Below are 17,501 nucleotides of genomic sequence, written 5' to 3'. Positions count from 1 at the left end.
GAAGAGGCCATAAGGTCCACCCGAGGAATCCAGATGAGCGAAGCGTCCTCTCCGCCGCCTGCCAGCCGACGCCGCCCCGGACGCGCCGAGCGGGCCGCCCGACCGGCGCCTTCCACGGCACGCTACCGGCAGCTCCAGCACCGCTTTCCGCCCACGCCGGTGGTGAGCGAGGACGAGCTGGAGGCGATCCACCTGACCTCGCTGCAGATCCTCGAAGAAATGGGCATGGACTTCATGCACGAGGGCGCGCGCGAGATCCTGCGCCAGGCCGGCGCCGACGTGCGCCCCGGCTCGGAGCGGGTGCGTATTCCGCGCGAGCTGATCCTGCAGGCGATCCAGACCTGTCCTTCCGAATTCACGCTGCACGCCCGCAACCCCGAGCGCAACATCGCCATCGGCGGCCGGAACCTGGCCTTCGCCCAGGTGGCGAGCCCGCCCAACTGCTCCGACCTGCAGGGCGGGCGCCGGGCCGGCAACCAGGTCGACTTCCGCAACATGGTCAAGCTGGCGCAGCGGTACGACATCGTGCACTGCACCGGCGGCTACCCGGTGGAGCCGGTCGACCTGCATTCGTCGGTCCGCCATCTGGACTGCCTCTCGGACATCGCCAAGCTCACCGACAAGGCGTTCCACGCCTACTCGCTGGGGCAGGCGCGCAACCTCGACGGGCTGGAGATCGCGCGCATCGCGCGCGGCATCAGCGCCGAGCAGATGGAGCGCGAGCCGTCGCTGTTCACCATCATCAACAGCTCCTCGCCGCTGCGGCTGGACACGCCCATGTTGCAGGGCATCATCGAGATGTCCTCGCGCAACCAGATCGTGATGCTCACGCCGTTCACGCTCGCTGGCGCGATGGCGCCCGTGACGATCGCCGGCGCTCTGGCGCAGCAGAACGCCGAGGCGCTGGCCGGCATTGCCTTCACCCAGCTGGTGCGCCCCGGCGCGCCGGTGGTGTATGGCGGCTTCACCAGCAACGTGGACATGAAGACCGGTGCGCCCGCCTTCGGCACGCCCGAGTACATGAAGGCGGTGCTGGCCGGCGGACAGCTGTGCCGCAAGTACGGCATTCCCTACCGCACCTCCAACGTCAACGCGGCCAACACGGTCGACGCGCAGGCGGCCTACGAATCGGTGTTCTCGCTGTGGGCGCTGGTGCAGGGCGGCGGCAACTTCATCATGCATTCGGCCGGCTGGATGGAGGGCGGCCTGACCTGCTCGTTCGAGAAGTTCATCCTCGATTGCGACCTGCTGCAGATGGTGGCCGAGTTCCTCACGCCGCTGGACGTGAGCCCGGCCGGGCTGGCGATGGACGCGGTGCGCGAGGTGGGCCCGGGCGGCCACTACTTTGGCACCGCCCACACGCTGGAGCGTTTCGAAACCGCCTTCTATTCACCGATCCTGTCGGACTGGCGCAACTACGAGACCTGGCAGGAGGCCGGCAGCCCGACCGCCTACCAGAAGGCCAACGCCGTCTGGCAGCGCGAACTCGCCGCCTATGAGCGCCCGCCGATGGACCCGGCGATCGAAGAAGAGCTCGACGCCTTTGTGGCGCGCCGCAAGGCCGAGGGTGGCGTGGCGACGGATTTCTGAACATCGAAGAAACGCATAAGAAGTATGGAGAAGCGGACATGAAGACAAGTGCCCAAGTGGTGGTCATCGGTGGCGGGGTGGTGGGGTGTTCGGCGCTCTACCACCTAACCAAGAAGGGCTGGACCGACGTTCTGCTGCTCGAACGCGACCAGCTCACCAGCGGTTCCACCTGGCACGCCGCCGGCGGCTTCCACACCCTCAACGGCGACCCCAATGTGGCCATGCTGCAGAGCTACACCGTCAACCTCTACAAGGAGCTGGAGGAGAAGTCCGGCCAGTCGTGCGGCATGCACAAGTCGCCCGGCATCATGCTGGCCGACACGCCCGAGCGCATGGAGTTCCTGAAGATGACGGTGGCGCGCGGCCGCTACCTGGGCATGGAGACCGAAATCATCTCGGTGGCCGAGGCCAAGAACTACTTCCCCTTCATCGAAGACCGCTACTTCATCGGCGCGCTGCTCGACCCCAACGAGGGCCACCTCGATCCCTCGGGCACCACCTATGCCTACGCCAAGGCAGCCAAGCTGGCCGGCGCGCAGATCGAGATCCAGACCATGGTCGAGGGGCTGGAACAGCGCACGGACGGCAGCTGGACGGTGCGCACCAACAAGGGCGACATCCACGCCGAGCACGTGGTCAACTGCGGCGGCCTGTGGGCGCGCGAAGTCGGTCGCATGGTGGGCATCGAGCTGCCGGTGCTGGCGATGGAGCACATGTACCTGGTCACCGACGACATCCCCGAGGTGACGGCCTTCAACAAGGCGACCGGCAAGGAGATCGGCCACGTGATCGATTTCGGTGCCGAAAGTTACCTGCGGCAGGAAGGCAAGGGCATGGTGCTGGGGGTCTATGAGCAGGCGGGCGTGCCGTGGTCCACCCGGACGACGCCCTGGAGCTTTGGCCAGGAGTTGCTGCAGCCCGACCTGGACCGCATCGCGCCCTCGCTCGAAATCGCCTTCAAGCACTTCCCCGCGCTGGAAAACGCCGGCATCAAGCGCGTCATCAACGGACCGTTCACCTTCGCGCCCGACGGCAACCCGCTGGTCGGTCCGGTGCAGGGCCTGCGCAACTTCTGGTGCGCCTGCGGTGTCATGGCCGGCTTCAGCCAGGGCGGGGGCGTCGGGCTGGCGCTGTCCAACTGGATGGTTGATGGCGACCCCGGCTTTGACATCTGGGGCATGGACGTGGCGCGCTACGGCAGCTGGGCCACCCGCGACTACACCCAGGCCAAGGTGCGCGAAAACTACTCGCGGCGCTTTCGCATCCGCTTCCCCAACGAAGAGCTGCCAGCCGCCCGGCCGCAGCAGACCACGCCGCTGTACGACGCGATGCGCGCGCAAGGCGCGGTGATGGGCGACAGCTGGGGCATGGAAACCCCGCTCTGGTTTGCGCCACCCGGCGAAAAGGCCGAAGACGTCGTGTCCTTCCACCGCAGCAACGACTTCGGGCCTATCGGCGCCGAATGCCGTGCTGTGCGCGAGGCGGTGGGCGTGACCGAGATCGCCAACTTCGCCAAGTACCGCATCCGCGGCGCGGGCGCCGAGGCCTGGTTGCTGGGCATGATGACCAACACCATGCCCAAAGACGGTCGGCTCATCCTGACGCCGATGCTCAATCCGCAAGGCAAGCTGATCGGCGATTTCACCATCGCCCGACTCGCAGAGGGCGACTACATGATGTGGGGCAGCAGCCAGGCGCAGGTCTACCACATGCGCTGGTTTGAACAGCACCTGCCGGCCGACGGCTCGGTGCAGATCGAGGCGCTGGGCATGAAGCTGATCGGCCTGTCGATCGCTGGCCCGAAGGCGCGCGAGGTGCTCGCGGCGATGACCGACGACGACGTGAGCAACGCGGCGTTCAAGTTCATGGACTGCCGCCACATGACCATCGGCAACGTGCCGGCGCTGGTCAACCGCATCACCTACACCGGTGACCTGGGCTACGAAATCTGGGTCGCGCCCGAGTACCAGTACCGGCTCTACCAGGCCATCATGGCCGCCGGCCAGCCGCACGGCATCCGCAACTTCGGCATGCGCGCGCTGCTGTGTCTGCGGCTGGAGAAGCACTTCGGCACCTGGTACCGCGAGTTCCGCCCGATCTATGGTCCGTTCGAGGCCGGGCTGGACCGCTTCGTCAAGCTCGACAAGCCCGATTTCATCGGCAAGGTCGCCGCCCTGAAAGAGAGGGCCGACGGTCCGAAGCGCACGCGGGTGTTCCTCGAGGTGGACGCGCTGGACGCCGACGTGATGGGCGACGAGCCGATCTGGGTCGACGGCCAGGTGGTCGGCTGGGTCACCTCGGGTGGCTACGGGCACTTCGTGCAGCAGTCGCTGGCGCAGGGCTACATTCCGACCGCGCTGGTGCGGCCCGATCTGCGGCTGGAGGTCGAGATCCTGGGCGAACGACGACCGGCCCGCCTGCAGATGAGCCCGCCTCTCGACCCGGACGCCCTGCGCATGCGGATGTGAGCGGGCCGAGGCTATGAGCGAACGTTATTCCGTCTGGTCGCTGCTCAGGCACGCCATGGGCGGCCACAAGGGCTGGGAGCGCGCCTGGCGCGACCCCGAGCCCAAGAAAAGCTATGACGTGGTCATCGTCGGCGGTGGCGGGCACGGCCTGGCCACCGCCTACTACCTGGCGAAGAACCACGGCGTGAAGAACATCGCCGTGCTGGAGAAGGGCTACATCGGCCAGGGCAACGCCGGGCGCAACACGACCATCGTGCGGTCGAATTACATGATGCCGGAGAACGCACCGTTCTATGAGCACTCCATGGATCTCTGGCGCGGGCTGTCGCACGAGCTGAACTACAACGTGATGTTCTCGCCGCGCGGTTACCTGTTCGTAGTGTGTTCGCCCTCGGCGATGGACGCGCAGGTGCGCCGCTCCAACACCATGCGGCTGCATGGCGTGGAGTGCGAGGTGCTCAACCGCGAGCAGACGCAGAAGCTCGCGCCTTACCTGGACTACAGCGACGATGCGCGCTTCCCGATCTACGGCGCGATGCTGCAGAACGGCGCCGGTACCGCGCGCCACGACGCGGTGGTCTGGGGCTATGCGCGCGCCGCCGACCAGCTGGGCGTGGACATCATTCAGAACTGCGAGGTGCAGGACTACCTCTGGAGCGGCGACCGCATCGTCGGTGTGAAGACCAGCCGCGGCGACATCGGCGCGGGCAGAGTAGGGCTCGCCGCCGCGGGCGCCACCACGCTGCTGACGCAGAAGGCGCACCTGCAGGTGCCGATCGAGACCTACATGCTGCAGGCCTATGTGACCGAAGCGGTCAAGCCGGTGGTCAACCACGTCGTGGTGTGGTCGGCGGCGTACTTCTATGTTTCGCAGTCGGACAAGGGCGGCCTGGTCTACGGCGGCCACCTGGACAAGTACAGCTCCTGGGCCCAGCGCGGCAACCTGGCCAACGTGGTCGAGGTGCAGCAGGACCTGGTCAGCGCGATCCCGTTCACCTCTCGCCTGCGCCTCCTGCGCCACTGGGGCGGCCTGAACGACATGACGCCCGACAGCAGCCCCTTCATCTGCAAGACGCCTGTCCCCGGCCTGTACCTCAACGCCGGCTGGTGCTACGGCGGTTTCAAGGCCACGCCCGCCTCGGGCTGGACCTTCGCCCACCTGCTGGCCAACGACGCCGACCACCCGCTCGCCGCGGGCTTCACGCTGGACCGCTTTGCCCAGGGCCGCTACATCGACGAAGCGGGTTACGGCCCTTACTACCACCTGCAGTAACGCCATGCACAGAATCCACTGCCCCTGGTGCGGCCTGCGCGACCACGACGAGTTCACCCTCTGGGGCGACGCCAGCCGCGCCTTCCCGGCGCTGGACGCACCGCGCGAAGACTGGGTGAGGGCGGTTTACGACCGGGCCAACCCGAGGGGCGAGACGCAGGAGTTCTTCCAGCACACGCTCGGTTGCCGCCGCTGGCTGGTGGTCACCCGCAACAACGTGACGCACGAGGTGCTGTCGGTGGTGCCGGCGCACGAGCGGCGAGCCGCTGCTGCCTCGCCGGAGATTCAGGCATGAGCGGTACCGGACCGCGCCGATTGTCCATTGGCGGGCGCATCGCGCGTCCGCGCAGCGCCGACTTCTTCTACGACGGCCAGCGCGTACAAGCCTTTGAAGGCGACACCGTGGCTTCGGCATTGTTGGCGGGCGGGCACCGCGTGGTCGCGAGATCGTTCAAGTACCACCGCCCGCGCGGCATCGTCGGCGCCGGGGTCGAGGAGTGCAACGCGCTGATGGGCGTGGGCGTCGGCGCGCAGCACGAACCCAACCTGCCCGCCACGCTGGTGCCCGCGCAGGCCGGCCTGCAGGTGTTCAGCCAGAACGCCTGGCCGTCGGTGCAGTGGGACTGGCGCGCGGTCAACGGATGGTTTGCACCTCTGCTCGGCGCCGGCTTCTATTACAAGACCTTCATGGGCCCGTTCGAGGGCACGCGGGCCTGGATGTTCTTCGAAGAACACATCCGCCGCGCCGCCGGCATCGGCAAGGTCGACACCGCCCCGGACGAGCAGCGCTACGACGCGCAGCACGACTTTGTTGACCTTCTGATCGTCGGCAGCGGCCCGGCGGGCCTGAGCGCCGCGCTGGCCGCCGCCGAATCGGGGCGGGATGTGATGTTGGTCGAGCAGGACGCCGACCTGGGCGGTGCCTTGTTGGGTCACGCCGAAGACAGCGCCTGGGGCCGCTGGCGGGATGCGTGCCTGACCAGGCTGCAGGCCGCGCCGCGCGTGCAGCTGCTGACCCGCAGCACCGCGTTCGGCCTCTACGACAGCCACACCATGGGCGTGGTGCAGCAGGCCGCGCCGGGCCGGCACGACCCCGCCTTCGGCGAGCCAAAACAGCGCCTGCGCACGGTCCGTTTCGGCGCGGTGGTGATGGCCTGCGGCGCGATCGAGCGCCCGTTGGTATTCGCCGACAACGACTGCCCCGGCGTGATGCTGGCCAGCGCGGTCGGCCAGTACCTGCACCGCAATGCCGTGCAGTGTGGACAGAACGCGCTCTTTGCGGTGAACAACGACGCCGCCTACGTGCCTGCCATCGCGCTGGCGCAGATCGGCGCCCAGGTCACCCTGGCCGACAGCCGCCGTGAGGTGGACCCGACGCTGTTGCACGCCGCGAAGGCGGCGGGCGTCGCGGTGCGCCAGGGCTGCACAGTGGTGCAGGCCCGCGGCGCCAAGGGCGTGCGAAACGCGACGCTGGCGATGTGGGATGCGCAGCAACAGAAAGCCGGCGCGTTGCTGGACACGCTGGCGGTGGACCTGGTCGCCATGTCCGGCGGTTACACGCCCACCGTGCACCTGAGCTCGCACCTGGGCAGCAAGCCGGTCTACAGCCCGGCGGTTCATGGCTTCCTGCCGGCCGCGCTGCCGCCCGGTCATTTCTGCGCCGGTGCCATGAGCGGTTGCCAGGACATGGCGAGCGCCATCGACAGCGGCGCGCAGACCGTCCTTCGGGCGTTGGCCGGGCTCGGCGCGAACGGGTCGCCCGCCGCCGTGCCTCCGTTGCCCGGCGACGAGCCCGACGCCTCGATGGCATTTCAGCCGCTGCCGGTGCTGCGCCACCCGCAATGCCGGGGCAAAGCCTTCATCGACTTCCAGCACGACGTGCACGCCGACGACGTCGAGCTCGCGCAGCGCGAGGGCTATGTCTCGGTCGAGCACCTCAAGCGCTACACGACGATGGGAATGGCGACCGACCAGGGCAAGACCTCCAACATGGGCGCGCTCTCGGCCCTGGCGGCTGCGCGCGGACTGCCCATCGAACAGGTCGGCACCACCACCTTCCGGCCGCCGTTCACGCCGGTCACCGTCGGCGCGCTGGCCGGACGCGGCGTGCGCCAGCACTACCGCGCGGTGCGCCGCACCGCCATGGAGCCCTGGCACCGGGCGCAGCAGGCGGTGTGGACCGAGGCGGGCCTGTGGCGCCGCGCGCTCTGGTACCGCGTCAACGGCGAGTCCATCGGCCCTGCCTACCGCGCCGAGATGGCCATCGTGCGCCAGGGCACCGGCATGGCCGATGTCTCGACCCTGGGCAAGATCGATGTGCAGGGCCCCGACGCCGCCGAGTTTCTCAACCGCGTCTATGTCAACGGCTTTGCCAAGCTGCCCGTGGGCAAGGCGCGCTACGGCCTGATGCTGCGCGAGGACGGCATGGTGCTCGACGACGGCACGACCAGCCGCCTCGCCGAACACCACTTCTTCATGACCACCACCACCGGCCAGGCGGCGCGGGTGATGATGCATCTGGAGTTTCTGCTGCAGGTGGTCTGGCCCGGCCTGCGCGTGACCGTCGCCTCCAGCTCCGACCAGTGGGCGGCAATGAGCATCGCCGGCAGCGACAGCCGCCGCGTGCTGCAAGCCGCGTTCCCAGGCGTGGATGTCGGCCCGCAGGCGCTGCCGCACATGGGCCTGATCCAGACCGAACTCCACGGTGTGCCGCTGCGCATCATCCGCCTGTCGTTCTCGGGCGAACTGGCCTACGAGGTCTACACGCCGACCCACCACGGCCTGCCGGTCTGGGAACACCTGATGGCCGCGGGCCAGCCCTGGAACCTGCGCGCCTACGGGCTGGAAGCGCTGGCCAGTTTGCGCATCGAGAAGGGCCACGTCGTCGGCTCCGAGCTCGACGGCCGCACCACGCTGACCGACGTCGGCATGGGCAAGATGGCAAGCGCTCTCAAGCCCTACTGGGGCCAGGCCCTGAGCCAGAGTCCCAACCTGACGCGCGACAACCGGCCGACCCTCGTCGGGCTCGAAGCCATCGACGCCGACCAGCCTCCCACCAACGGCAGCATCCTGTTCTTCGAGGGCGACGAGATCAAAGGCGTCGGCCGCGGCCACATCACATCGACCTGCTACAGCGCCGAGCTGGGCAAGTCGATCGGCCTCGGCCTGCTGCAGGAGGGCGCGGCGCGCATCGGCAGTACCGTGACCGCCGCGGCGCCGGTGCTCGGGCGCCAGTACCGCCTCAAGGTCGTCTCGCCGCACTTTCTCGACCCCATGGGCAGCCGTTTTGCCGACCCGGCGCCGGACGCGACCAACCCCGTCGCACCGGCCGCCACGGACGATGCGGCGACCGCGTCACCCATACCAGCGCCCATGCCCACGCTCAGCGCCACCCGCGTCGGGCCGTTCCCCGCCACCATGGCGCAGCGTCGCCCCAACCGCGACGGTCTGGTGCAGGTGCACATGCAGGCCGGCACGCTGGCGCAGCTCACCCAGATCAGCACCTGGATCGGCGGCTGGGACGCGCTGGCCGAGCGGCTCTCGCCGCTGCTGCCGCTGCCCGCCGCACCCGGGCAGACCGCCACGCAGGACGGCCACTGGGTCGCGCGCACCGGACCCGAAGAGTTGCTGCTGATCGCCGCGCCCGGCTCGGACTTGCTGCGCGAGCTGCACCAGGCGCTGCCCGCCGACGTGGGCCACTGCCTGGACCTCGGCCAGGCCCGCTGCCGCTTGCGCCTGCAAGGCCCGGCGACCGTCGAGACGCTGCAGAAGCTCTTCGCGCTGGACTTTCGCGAGGCGGCCTTTCCGGTCGGCGAGATCCGCCTGAGCGGCGCGCACCACCTGCCCGCGCTGCTGCACCGCGTCGGCGCCGACGCCTTCGCCCTCTACCTTCACACGACCTACGCCCACGACCAGGTCGAGAGCCTGTTGGACGCCGCGCTCGAATGGGGGGTCGAGCTGAGCGTCGATTCGAACTGAGATGAGTGATCACTACCTGAACGAAACCCAACAGCGCCAGATCGAGGCCTGGCTGCAGGAGCCGATGGCCCGCAGCGAATGGCCGACCTGGCTGCTGATCGCGGCCATCTACGGCGCCTGGCTGGCGCTGATCCTGCTCTCGCCGTCGCTGGGCCTGCTGGTGTCGGCACCGCTGCTGGCGCTCGTCAGCGCCTGGCACCTGTCGCTGCAGCACGAGCTGATCCACGGCCACCCGACCCGCTCGACACGCCTGAACCATCTGCTGGGCATGCCGCCGCTCTCGCTGTGGTACCCGGTTGGCGTCTACCGCACCTCGCACCTGCTGCACCACCGCGACGAGCTGCTGACCCTGCCCGGCGTGGACCCGGAGAGCAACTACGTCTCGCAAGCCGACTGGGAGCGCGCCGGGCCCTGGATGCGCTTTGTCTGGGTCGCGCGCAAGACCGCGCTGGGCCGGTTTCTGCTCGGGCCGGGGCTGGCGATCGTGCAGACCTGGCGCGACGCCCTGTCACAGCTGGCCAGGGGGCAGGGCCACGCGCTGCGCGACTGGCTTCCGCACTGGCTGCTCGTCGCGGCGCTGCTGTGGTTTGTCGACCGGTTCAGCGCGTTCAGCGCCTGGCAATACCTGCTGCTGGTGGCCTATCCCGCGCTCTCGCTGGCGATGGAGCGTTCCCACTACGAACACCGCGCCGCCCTGCAACCGCAGCACCGCATCGTCATCAACGAGGCCGGCTGGTTCATGCGCCTGCTCTTCCTCAACAACAACTACCACCTGGTGCACCACGACCTGCCCAGGCTGCCCTGGTACCTGATCCCGCGCGTCTACCGGGCCCACCGCGCCGCCTACCTGGAGCGCTGCTCCGGTTTCGTGCAACCCGGCTATGCCGCGCAGGCGCTGCGCTACGCCTGGACCCCGACCGACGCCGCCGTGCACCCCATCGAAGCGGCGCTCTTGGCGCGGGTGGAACGCCAGCCATGAGCGCAGCGCGGGGCGAGCAGGGCGCCCGTGGAGACCGCAGCTGGCAACTCGCGCTGCCCATGTACAACAACAGCCCGGCGCTGGCCGAGGCGGCGAGCACCCTGTTGCGGCGCGTGGTGCAAGGGCTGCGCGACCAGGGCTGGGCCGAACCGATGGCGCTCACCGAGCCGGACGGCGACAACCTCCCGGCGTTCTGGCGCGCGCCCGACACCCTGCTGAGCCAGACCTGCGGTTACCCGCTGCTCAAGCACCTCGCGAGCGACGTCGACGTGCTCGCCCGACCCGGCTTCGCCATTGATGGTTGCGAGGACCACAGCTATTGCAGCTTCGTCGTCGTGCGCGACGACGACGACCTGAAAGACCTCGCTGACCTTCAAGGCCAGCGCCTGGCAGTCAACAGCCCCGACTCGCACAGCGGCATGAACGCCCTGCGCCACCGGCTCGCGCCGTTCGCCGCGTCGCGGCTGAGAGACGGGCGCTTTTTCGCGCAGGTGCTGCAATCGGGCAGCCACATCATCAGCCTCGCCCTGGTACAGACCGGGCAAGCCGATGTCTGCGCCGTCGACTGCGTGACCTTCGCCAACCTCGCAAAGTACCGCGCCGAGGCGGTGTATGGACTGCGGGTGCTCGCCCGCACCGAGCAGGCGCCCAGCCTGCCGTGGATCTGCAACCGCCACCTCGGCGCGGCGCGAAAGGCGCAACTGCTCGCGCTGGTGATGGACCTGCCCCAGAGCGAACCCGCCGCCTGCGACATGCTGCGCCTCCAGAGCTTCAAGCCCGCCACGCTGGCGGAATACGCGCCGATTGCGGCGATGGAAGAGGGCGCTGTGCGATTGGGGTATTCGGTGCTGCGTTGAGCCTAGCCGCCCTTTGCGACCGGCACCTCTCGACCCTAAGCGGTCGGCTGTGTTTCCTGGATGCCAACGTCGTCACTCAGCGGGCGGTGGCAAGAAGCAAAGCGACAATTTCATCGTCAAATGGAAGTCCGAAACGATAATCTGCGCTTCAAATGTTGCGCGGGAGAAGTTATGGCAGTTGATTGGTGCGAATATCAGGAGGAAACGGCGGCATTCTTTAGAAGCCTAGGTTTGGATGCACAAACCAATGTGACTGTGCAGGGCGTCAGGACACAACATGACATCGATGTGCTTGTGAAGATGCACCATGTAGGCTTTGAAGTTACGTGGGCGATCGAATGCAAACATTGGAAGACCAAGGTGTCGAAGCTGCATGTTCTGGGGCTGCGGAGCATCGTCCAGGAGATCGGTGCTGATCGAGGAATTCTGCTCTGCGAAGCAGGCTTCCAAAGCGGCGCAATGGAAGCCGCGCAGCTCACGAATGTAGTAGTGACCTCATTGGCCAACGTAATGCAGTCGGCTCAAAACGACATTTACAGCCTGCGCATTCGAGAGCTGTTGGAGCGTATTGAAGCTTCAAGAGAGCGGTACTGGGAAATCCCCAAGCGTGAACGGATCAAACACGGCCTTCGCCAAGAGCTGGGTGGAGGAGGCTATTCAGCATTCTTTGTTTTTCACACCGCAGATGAAATTATGGGAAAGGCCATCCGAGGCGTTTACCCGATCACTGACCTGACGCCGTTTCAAGATCTTCAGACTCCCCCGATACTTTCCGGCCCTCAGGAAGTGTTGATCTATCTGGAACCGATAATCGCCGACCTGGAGAGCCGGCTGGCAAGCTGCGAAGCAGCCTATACACATGACCCGGCGCATGCCGTTGATGCGACTGGCATCCAATACACAGGGCAGGCGCCGGCGAGGTGCAGGAAGGGAGCATGACAGTAGACGCGAGTCCTGATTAACCTTGCACCTGTGTTGTAGACCAATCCAAGTCTATCGCTAACGATCGCAAGCGAAACTACGTGGGATTTGAGTCTCCGTTTTAGGGGGGCGTGTCGCGGATGACCGCTCCTGGCCGTTTGCGGTCGTAGACGAGGCCGTTCTCAGAGCATTGCTCCCTCTGCACAGGCGTCCTTCGAAAGCAGGCTCCAGGCGTCTCAACCTCAAGACTTGCAGACCAACACCATGCTCAAGCAGAAGTTGCTCCAATTGCTGGCGTCGGTCGAAGGACTCACCGCTGAACCGTCGCCCGTATCAGGGGGCACGGCCCTGTTTTTTCGGGGACGGGAGTTCGCGCATTTCCACAACGACAAGGAACTGGACCTGCGACTGACCAGCAAGCTCATCCGGTCGCTGGGGCTGTCCCATCCGGCGGGCTCCGTCCATCACCCCAACCGGTCCGCGTCCTCTCCCTGGATCGAAGTGCGCTTCGAGACAGACCGTGAGGTCGAACGCGCCGCAGAACTGGTCAAGCTGGCGGTCGCTCAGCTGTTGTCTGCCCTCAGAGGTACCGCACTCCCTGCCGCGACAGCTCCTTCTGCACCGCCGGGATCGACACCGCGTCGAGCCCGACGCCGTCCTTGACCGAGAGCGCGGCGGCGATGCCGGCGCCCTGGCCGGCCACGGCGCAGCAGGCCATGTTGCGGGTGGCGGCGTGGCTGATGCGGTCGCCGCCGATGGCGCGGCCGGTGACCAGCAGGTTCTTCACGCCCTGGGGCAGCATGCAGCGGTAGGGGATCTGCATGTAGCGGCCGGTGGTCGGCAGGATCAGGATGCCGTAGCCGTCGATGAACTCGGGGTAGATGCCGATGCTGTCGTCGAAGCGGCCCTGTTCGCGCACGTCGTGCTCGGTGAGGTTGTAGACGGCGTCGATCTTGCGGGTGTCGCGGATGCCGACCGTCATGCCGAAGTTGCGCAGCCGGGCGTTTTCGCAGCCGGGGGTGAAGCGCTTGAGCGCTTCGATGGCGAGCATGGCCTGCAACCGGCCTTCGATCTCGAAGCGGGTCATGCTGTCCGGGTCGGTGCCGTCGCAGCCGGCGAGGTGGACGAGGTTCATGTAGGTCAGCTCGCCGCTGTCGTGCATGGCGCCCCAGGTGCCGGCGATGGTGGTGAGGTGCGCGGGGATGAGGCCGGCCTCCAGAGCCTGCGCAAAAGGCTTCTTGAGGAAGGGCGAGAACATCTTGTCCTCTTTGCCCGAGGTTTCGATCTTCCATTCGCCCGTCGCCCAGTCGCTGTAGGTCTGCGGGTCGGCGCGCACGCCGGCCATGAAGCGGGCCTTGTCGACCCCGGCGAGGTGGAACATCACCGAGGCGGCCTGCATGTGCTCGAGCGGCGTCTTGTGCGTCGGGGCGCCCGCGCGGTGCGCGATGTCGGCGTCGCCAGTGGCGTCGATGACGCGCTGCGCGAGGATGGCTTCGCGCCCGGCCTTGCTTTCGACGATCACGCCCTGGATCGAGTCGCCGTCCATGACCGGCGCGACCACCACGCGGTGCAGCATCGGGTGGATGCCCGCTTCCTGTACCAGTTGATCGGCGACCAGCTTGAAGCCTTCGGCGTCGATCTCGTAAGACAGGGACTGCGATTCGGGCACCGCCGCGCCCATGGCCTTGGCCCGCTCTTCAAACTCGCGGCCGATGCCGTTGGCCTCGACGGTCTGTTCGTGGCGGTACCAGGCCAGGCCTTCGACGCCCACCACGGTGATGTTGCCGCCGAAGCAGCCAAAACGCTCGACCAGCGCTACCGACACGCCGGCCCGCGCCGCCGCCAGCGCCGCGGCCAGCCCGCCGGGGCCCGAACCCAGCACCAGCACGTCGCACCGGTGGATGACGTCGATGTCGCGCGCGGGTTCGTGGATGCGCAGCGGGGACATGGTGGGTAAAAGCTGCTTTTAGGACTTGGGCTTGAGGTTCTCCGGGTCGTACAGCGGGCGGTAGCCCACCGCCTCGACCCGCACCGGGTAGACATCGGCAAAGTACTGGATCTGCAGTTCGCGCCCGACCTCGCAGAACGCCTGGGGCAGGTAGGCGAGGGCGATGTTCTTGCCGATGGTGGGGCCGAAGGCGATGCTGGTCGTGTAAGAGCGGCGGCCGAGTTCGTCGATCAGCGTGGCGCCGGTCGCCGGGTCGAGCACCGGACAGGTGCCCACCGGGTAGCGGGCCACGCCGGTGCTGTCGACGTTGTTCGTCATCACCAGGGTGCAGAGCATGGCCGGCTGCTGCTCACGCTCGCGGAACGCCAGGTGCGCCGCCTTGCCATGGAAGTCGGCGGCCTTGACCTTGGGGCGGGCCAGGTCGCACTCATACAGGTTGTATTCGGTCAGCAGGTCGGCGTTCTGCAGGCGCAGGCTTTTTTCCATGCGGCGGCTGTTGGCGTAGGTTTCCACACCCACGGGCGTGACACCCTCGGCGTACAGCGCGTCCCACAGGGCCAGGCCGTCGTCGTACTTGAAGTGCAGTTCCCAGCCCTGTTCACCCACATACGAGATGCGGAAGGCCAGCACCGGCACGCCCTTGATCGTGAGGTTGCGCAGGGCGGCGAACGGGAAGTTCTCGTTGCTCCAGGCTTCGGGCTCGTCGGCGATCTTTTGGATCGTGGCGCGGGCGTTCGGCCCCCAGACGCCGAGACAGCCGTACTGCGTGGTAGTGTCGGTCACGGTCACGTTGGCGCCGCGGTCCTGCGCCATGCGGCGCACCCAGATCAGGTCGCGGTGGCCAGCGTCGGCGCCGTCGATCACGCGGTATTGGTCCTGCCCCAGGCGCAGCACGGTCAGGTCGGCGCGCACGCCGCCCTTGCTGTCCAGGAAGTGGGTGTAGATGCCCTTGCCGACCGGCGTGTCGCCGCCGACCTTGGCCACGCAGATGTATTCCAGCAGCTCGGCCGCGTCGGGGCCTTCCACATCGAACTCGGCGAAGTGCGACACGTTGATCATGCCGACGTCTTCCGACATCTTCAGGTGCTCGGCGTTGGAGACGCGCCAGAAATGGCGGTTGTCCCACTCGTTGGCCCGCACCGGCACCTTGTCGCCGTACACCGCGAGCAGGTGCTCGTTGCTGGCATAGCCGTGGGCGCGCTCCCAGCCTGAGAGTTCCATGAAATAGGCGCCCAGGGCCTTCTCGCGCTCGTGGAACGGGCTCTTGTAGATGCCGCGCTGCGAGGCGTAGGGCTCGCGGTTGTGCACCGGCGGGTTGTAGATCTTGAAGGCGCCTTCGTAGCAGCGGTCGTGGATGTACTGCTCGTCCTGCTGGAACGGGTAAATGCGGGCCACGTCCATGCGGGCGTGGTCGATGTGGGTGAAACCGTCGGTCATCCAGTCGGCCACCAGCTTGCCGATGCCGGGGGCGTCCTTCACCCACACGGCTTCGGCGTACCACAGGCCGCGCACCTTGGACGACTCGCCGATCGAGGGGTTGCCGTCGGTGGTGACCTGCAGCAGCCCGTTGAAGGAGTACTTCTCGTCGTAGCCCAGTTCCGCGAGGATGGGCGTCAGCTCGATGGCGCGCTCCAGCGGCGCCATGATCTGATCCAGCTCCAGGTCGCGCTGCGACGGCGAGAGGCGGGCTTCTTCTTTTTCGAGCAGGTCGCGCGGGTGGCACATGCGCGGGTTCTTCTCTTCGTAGTAGCCCCATTCGATCTGGCCGCCTTCGGGCGTCTTGGGGTCCCCGGTGTCGCGCAGGTAGGCCGAGTTGCCCTGGTCGCGCAGCAGCGGGTAGCCGATGTCCTTGCCGGTGCCGGCGAACTCCAGGTAGGGCTTGAAGAAGGTGAGCGGGTGGTCCACCGGCATGATGGGCAGGTCTTCGCCGGCCATGCCCGCGATCAGCCGCCCCCACAGGCCGGCGCACACCACCACGTTGTCTGCCGCGATGAAGCCCTTGTTGGTCTCCACGCCCACGATGCGGCCGTTGTCCATGCGCAGCCCGGTGCAGGCGGTGTTGGCGAACGACAGCAGCTTGCCGGAGGCGATGGCCGCGTCCACCAGCTCGCCGGCCACCATCTGGGAGCGCGGCTTGACCAGGCCCGCGTCCGGGTCCCACAGCGCGCCCTGGATCATGCTTTCTTCGAGCAGCGGGAAGCGGGCCTTGGCCTCGGCCGCGGTGATCAGCTCCACGCGGTTGCCAAAGGCCTTGCCCGAGGCCACGCGGCGCCTGAGCTCCTGCATGCGTTCGTCGTCGCCGACGCGGGCCACTTCCAGCCCGCCGATGCGGTCGTAGCGGCCCATCTTCTCGTAGAAGTCGATGCTGTACTTCGTGGTGAAGATCGACAGCGGGTCGTGCATCGTGTTGAAGCAGAAGTCCGACGCGTGCGCCGTCGATCCGATGTCGGTGGGGATGCCGGACTTGTCGATGCCCACGATGTTGTCCCAGCCCCGTTCGATCAGGTGGTGGACCACCGAGGCACCGACGATGCCTCCCTGGCCGATGATGACAACTCTCGCTCGCTCGGGGAATTTGGCCATTTGGGGCTCGCTCCTAAGGAAAGTGGGGTGGCTGCGGCAGGGTGTGTCGCCCGTGCGCGCACCCCATCCACTCGGCCTCTCAGCCGGCTACCAGTCAAAGTGTATTCAGCACCCCGGCGCAAGGGCTTCCATTTGCGACCGCCGCTTGTGGAATAGCGGCAGCCCGACCCGGCCCCAGGGCGTTCAGTCGGTCTCGCGCAGGTACCGGGCGGCAAAGGCCTGCATGTGGAAGGCCGCGTGGTCAGGCAGGTACCTCGACCCCGTGCCTTCGGGGCACGCGGCGCGCGCCTGGCAGCCCTGCTGCAGACAGGTCTGCCCCTCCTGCGTGCGCAAGTGGGCGACGCAGCGGAGCAGGTCGAAGCCGTTGTCGTGTGCGCCGACGGGGCAGGCCTTGACGCACAGTGACGGGCAGGTGGCGCAGGCGGCGGACGCTTTCCCGGCGACTTTTTCCGCAGGTACGGCAGGCATGTCTGGTGCTTCAGGCGCAGCGATACGCTCGGGCAGCAGCAGCGCAAACCGGTAAGCGTGCCACAGGCCGTGCTGGGGGTGCAGGCGCAGGCCCAGCGGGCTGGGTGTGAGTGGTTCGGCGCGGTCGGCCCAGCGCTGGAACGGCCAGTGCGGTGGCCCGCCGAAAGGAAACAGCGCCAGGCCACCGAGCCGCTGGGCCCAGTGTTCACCCATGCGCCGGCTCCATCGGTCCAGCGGGTCGCCCTGGCCATCGTGGAACTCGGGCGAAGTCGAGAACGGCGCCCACAGCGAGGAGCCCACCGCGCCGACGAGCCACAGCCGCGCAGGTTCGCCCGAGGGCAGAGCGGGCCAGTGATCGTCCGCCCCTGGTCTGAGCACACCGCGCAGCACCAGCCCGTGCCGGTGCAAGTCACTGAGCAGTTCGTTGGCGCTCATG

12 protein-coding genes are annotated in these 17,501 nt (G+C 67.5%); 9 read left to right on the top strand and 3 right to left on the bottom strand.

Features of this window, described 5'->3' with window-relative positions; genetic code table 11:
- The first annotated feature begins 33 nt into the window (after nt 1–33).
- The 9 genes from ACLIJ1_RS06365 (at nt 34) to ACLIJ1_RS06325 (ending at nt 12,729) form a co-directional block, all read left to right on the top strand.
- Nucleotides 34–1,590, top strand: a complete 1,557-nt coding sequence (locus ACLIJ1_RS06365; RefSeq protein WP_411364628.1) for a trimethylamine methyltransferase family protein — start codon at nt 34–36, stop codon at nt 1,588–1,590.
- Between the two features lie 38 nt (nt 1,591–1,628).
- Nucleotides 1,629–4,058, top strand: a complete 2,430-nt coding sequence (locus tag ACLIJ1_RS06360) for a GcvT family protein (RefSeq protein WP_411364627.1) — start codon at nt 1,629–1,631, stop codon at nt 4,056–4,058.
- A 13-nt stretch (nt 4,059–4,071) separates the two neighbouring features.
- Nucleotides 4,072–5,331, top strand: a complete 1,260-nt coding sequence (locus ACLIJ1_RS06355) for a sarcosine oxidase subunit beta family protein (RefSeq protein WP_411364626.1) — start codon at nt 4,072–4,074, stop codon at nt 5,329–5,331.
- Between the two features lie 4 nt (nt 5,332–5,335).
- Nucleotides 5,336–5,626, top strand: a complete 291-nt coding sequence (locus ACLIJ1_RS06350) for a sarcosine oxidase subunit delta (protein ID WP_411364625.1) — start codon at nt 5,336–5,338, stop codon at nt 5,624–5,626.
- Nucleotides 5,623–9,309 carry a 2Fe-2S iron-sulfur cluster-binding protein gene (locus ACLIJ1_RS06345; RefSeq protein ID WP_411364624.1) on the top strand — a complete coding sequence of 1,229 codons (3,687 nt, stop codon included), beginning with the start codon at nt 5,623–5,625 and terminating at the stop codon, nt 9,307–9,309. The genes ACLIJ1_RS06350 and ACLIJ1_RS06345 overlap by 4 nt, the downstream gene beginning before the upstream one ends.
- 1 nt (nt 9,310) lies before the next feature.
- On the top strand, nt 9,311–10,288 hold the full coding sequence (locus ACLIJ1_RS06340) for a fatty acid desaturase (RefSeq protein WP_411364623.1): 978 nt from the start codon (nt 9,311–9,313) through the stop codon (nt 10,286–10,288).
- Nucleotides 10,285–11,145 carry a phosphate/phosphite/phosphonate ABC transporter substrate-binding protein gene (locus ACLIJ1_RS06335; protein ID WP_411364622.1) on the top strand — a complete coding sequence of 287 codons (861 nt, stop codon included), beginning with the start codon at nt 10,285–10,287 and terminating at the stop codon, nt 11,143–11,145. Before ACLIJ1_RS06340 ends, ACLIJ1_RS06335 begins: the two co-directional genes overlap by 4 nt.
- A 120-nt stretch (nt 11,146–11,265) precedes the next feature.
- Nucleotides 11,266–12,084, top strand: coding sequence for a restriction endonuclease (locus ACLIJ1_RS06330; RefSeq protein ID WP_411364621.1), 819 nt, complete (start codon nt 11,266–11,268; stop codon nt 12,082–12,084).
- Between the two features lie 246 nt (nt 12,085–12,330).
- Entirely contained in the window at nt 12,331–12,729 is a 399-nt protein-coding gene (locus ACLIJ1_RS06325) for a luciferase family protein (protein WP_411364796.1), read from the top strand.
- On the opposite strand, the gene ACLIJ1_RS06320 is transcribed toward ACLIJ1_RS06325, so the two are convergent.
- From ACLIJ1_RS06320 to ACLIJ1_RS06310, 3 genes are all read right to left on the bottom strand, one after another.
- Nucleotides 12,647–14,014, bottom strand: coding sequence for an FAD-dependent oxidoreductase (locus ACLIJ1_RS06320; protein WP_411364620.1), 1,368 nt, complete (start codon nt 14,012–14,014; stop codon nt 12,647–12,649). The two genes, ACLIJ1_RS06325 and ACLIJ1_RS06320, sit on opposite strands and share 83 nt — an antisense overlap.
- A gap of 18 nt (nt 14,015–14,032) precedes the next feature.
- Complete coding sequence (locus ACLIJ1_RS06315; protein ID WP_411364619.1) at nt 14,033–16,597, bottom strand: FAD-dependent oxidoreductase; 2,565 nt, start codon at nt 16,595–16,597, stop codon at nt 14,033–14,035.
- 183 nt (nt 16,598–16,780) lie between these two features.
- On the bottom strand, nt 16,781–17,500 hold the full coding sequence (locus ACLIJ1_RS06310; protein WP_411364618.1) for a hypothetical protein: 720 nt from the start codon (nt 17,498–17,500) through the stop codon (nt 16,781–16,783).
- Nucleotide 17,501 lies beyond the last annotated feature (1 nt).

The organism is Hydrogenophaga sp. RWCD_12, assembly GCF_046604225.1.
Lineage (GTDB): Bacteria > Pseudomonadota > Gammaproteobacteria > Burkholderiales > Burkholderiaceae_C > Hydrogenophaga.
This window is presented reverse-complemented; position numbering and strand designations above follow the sequence as displayed.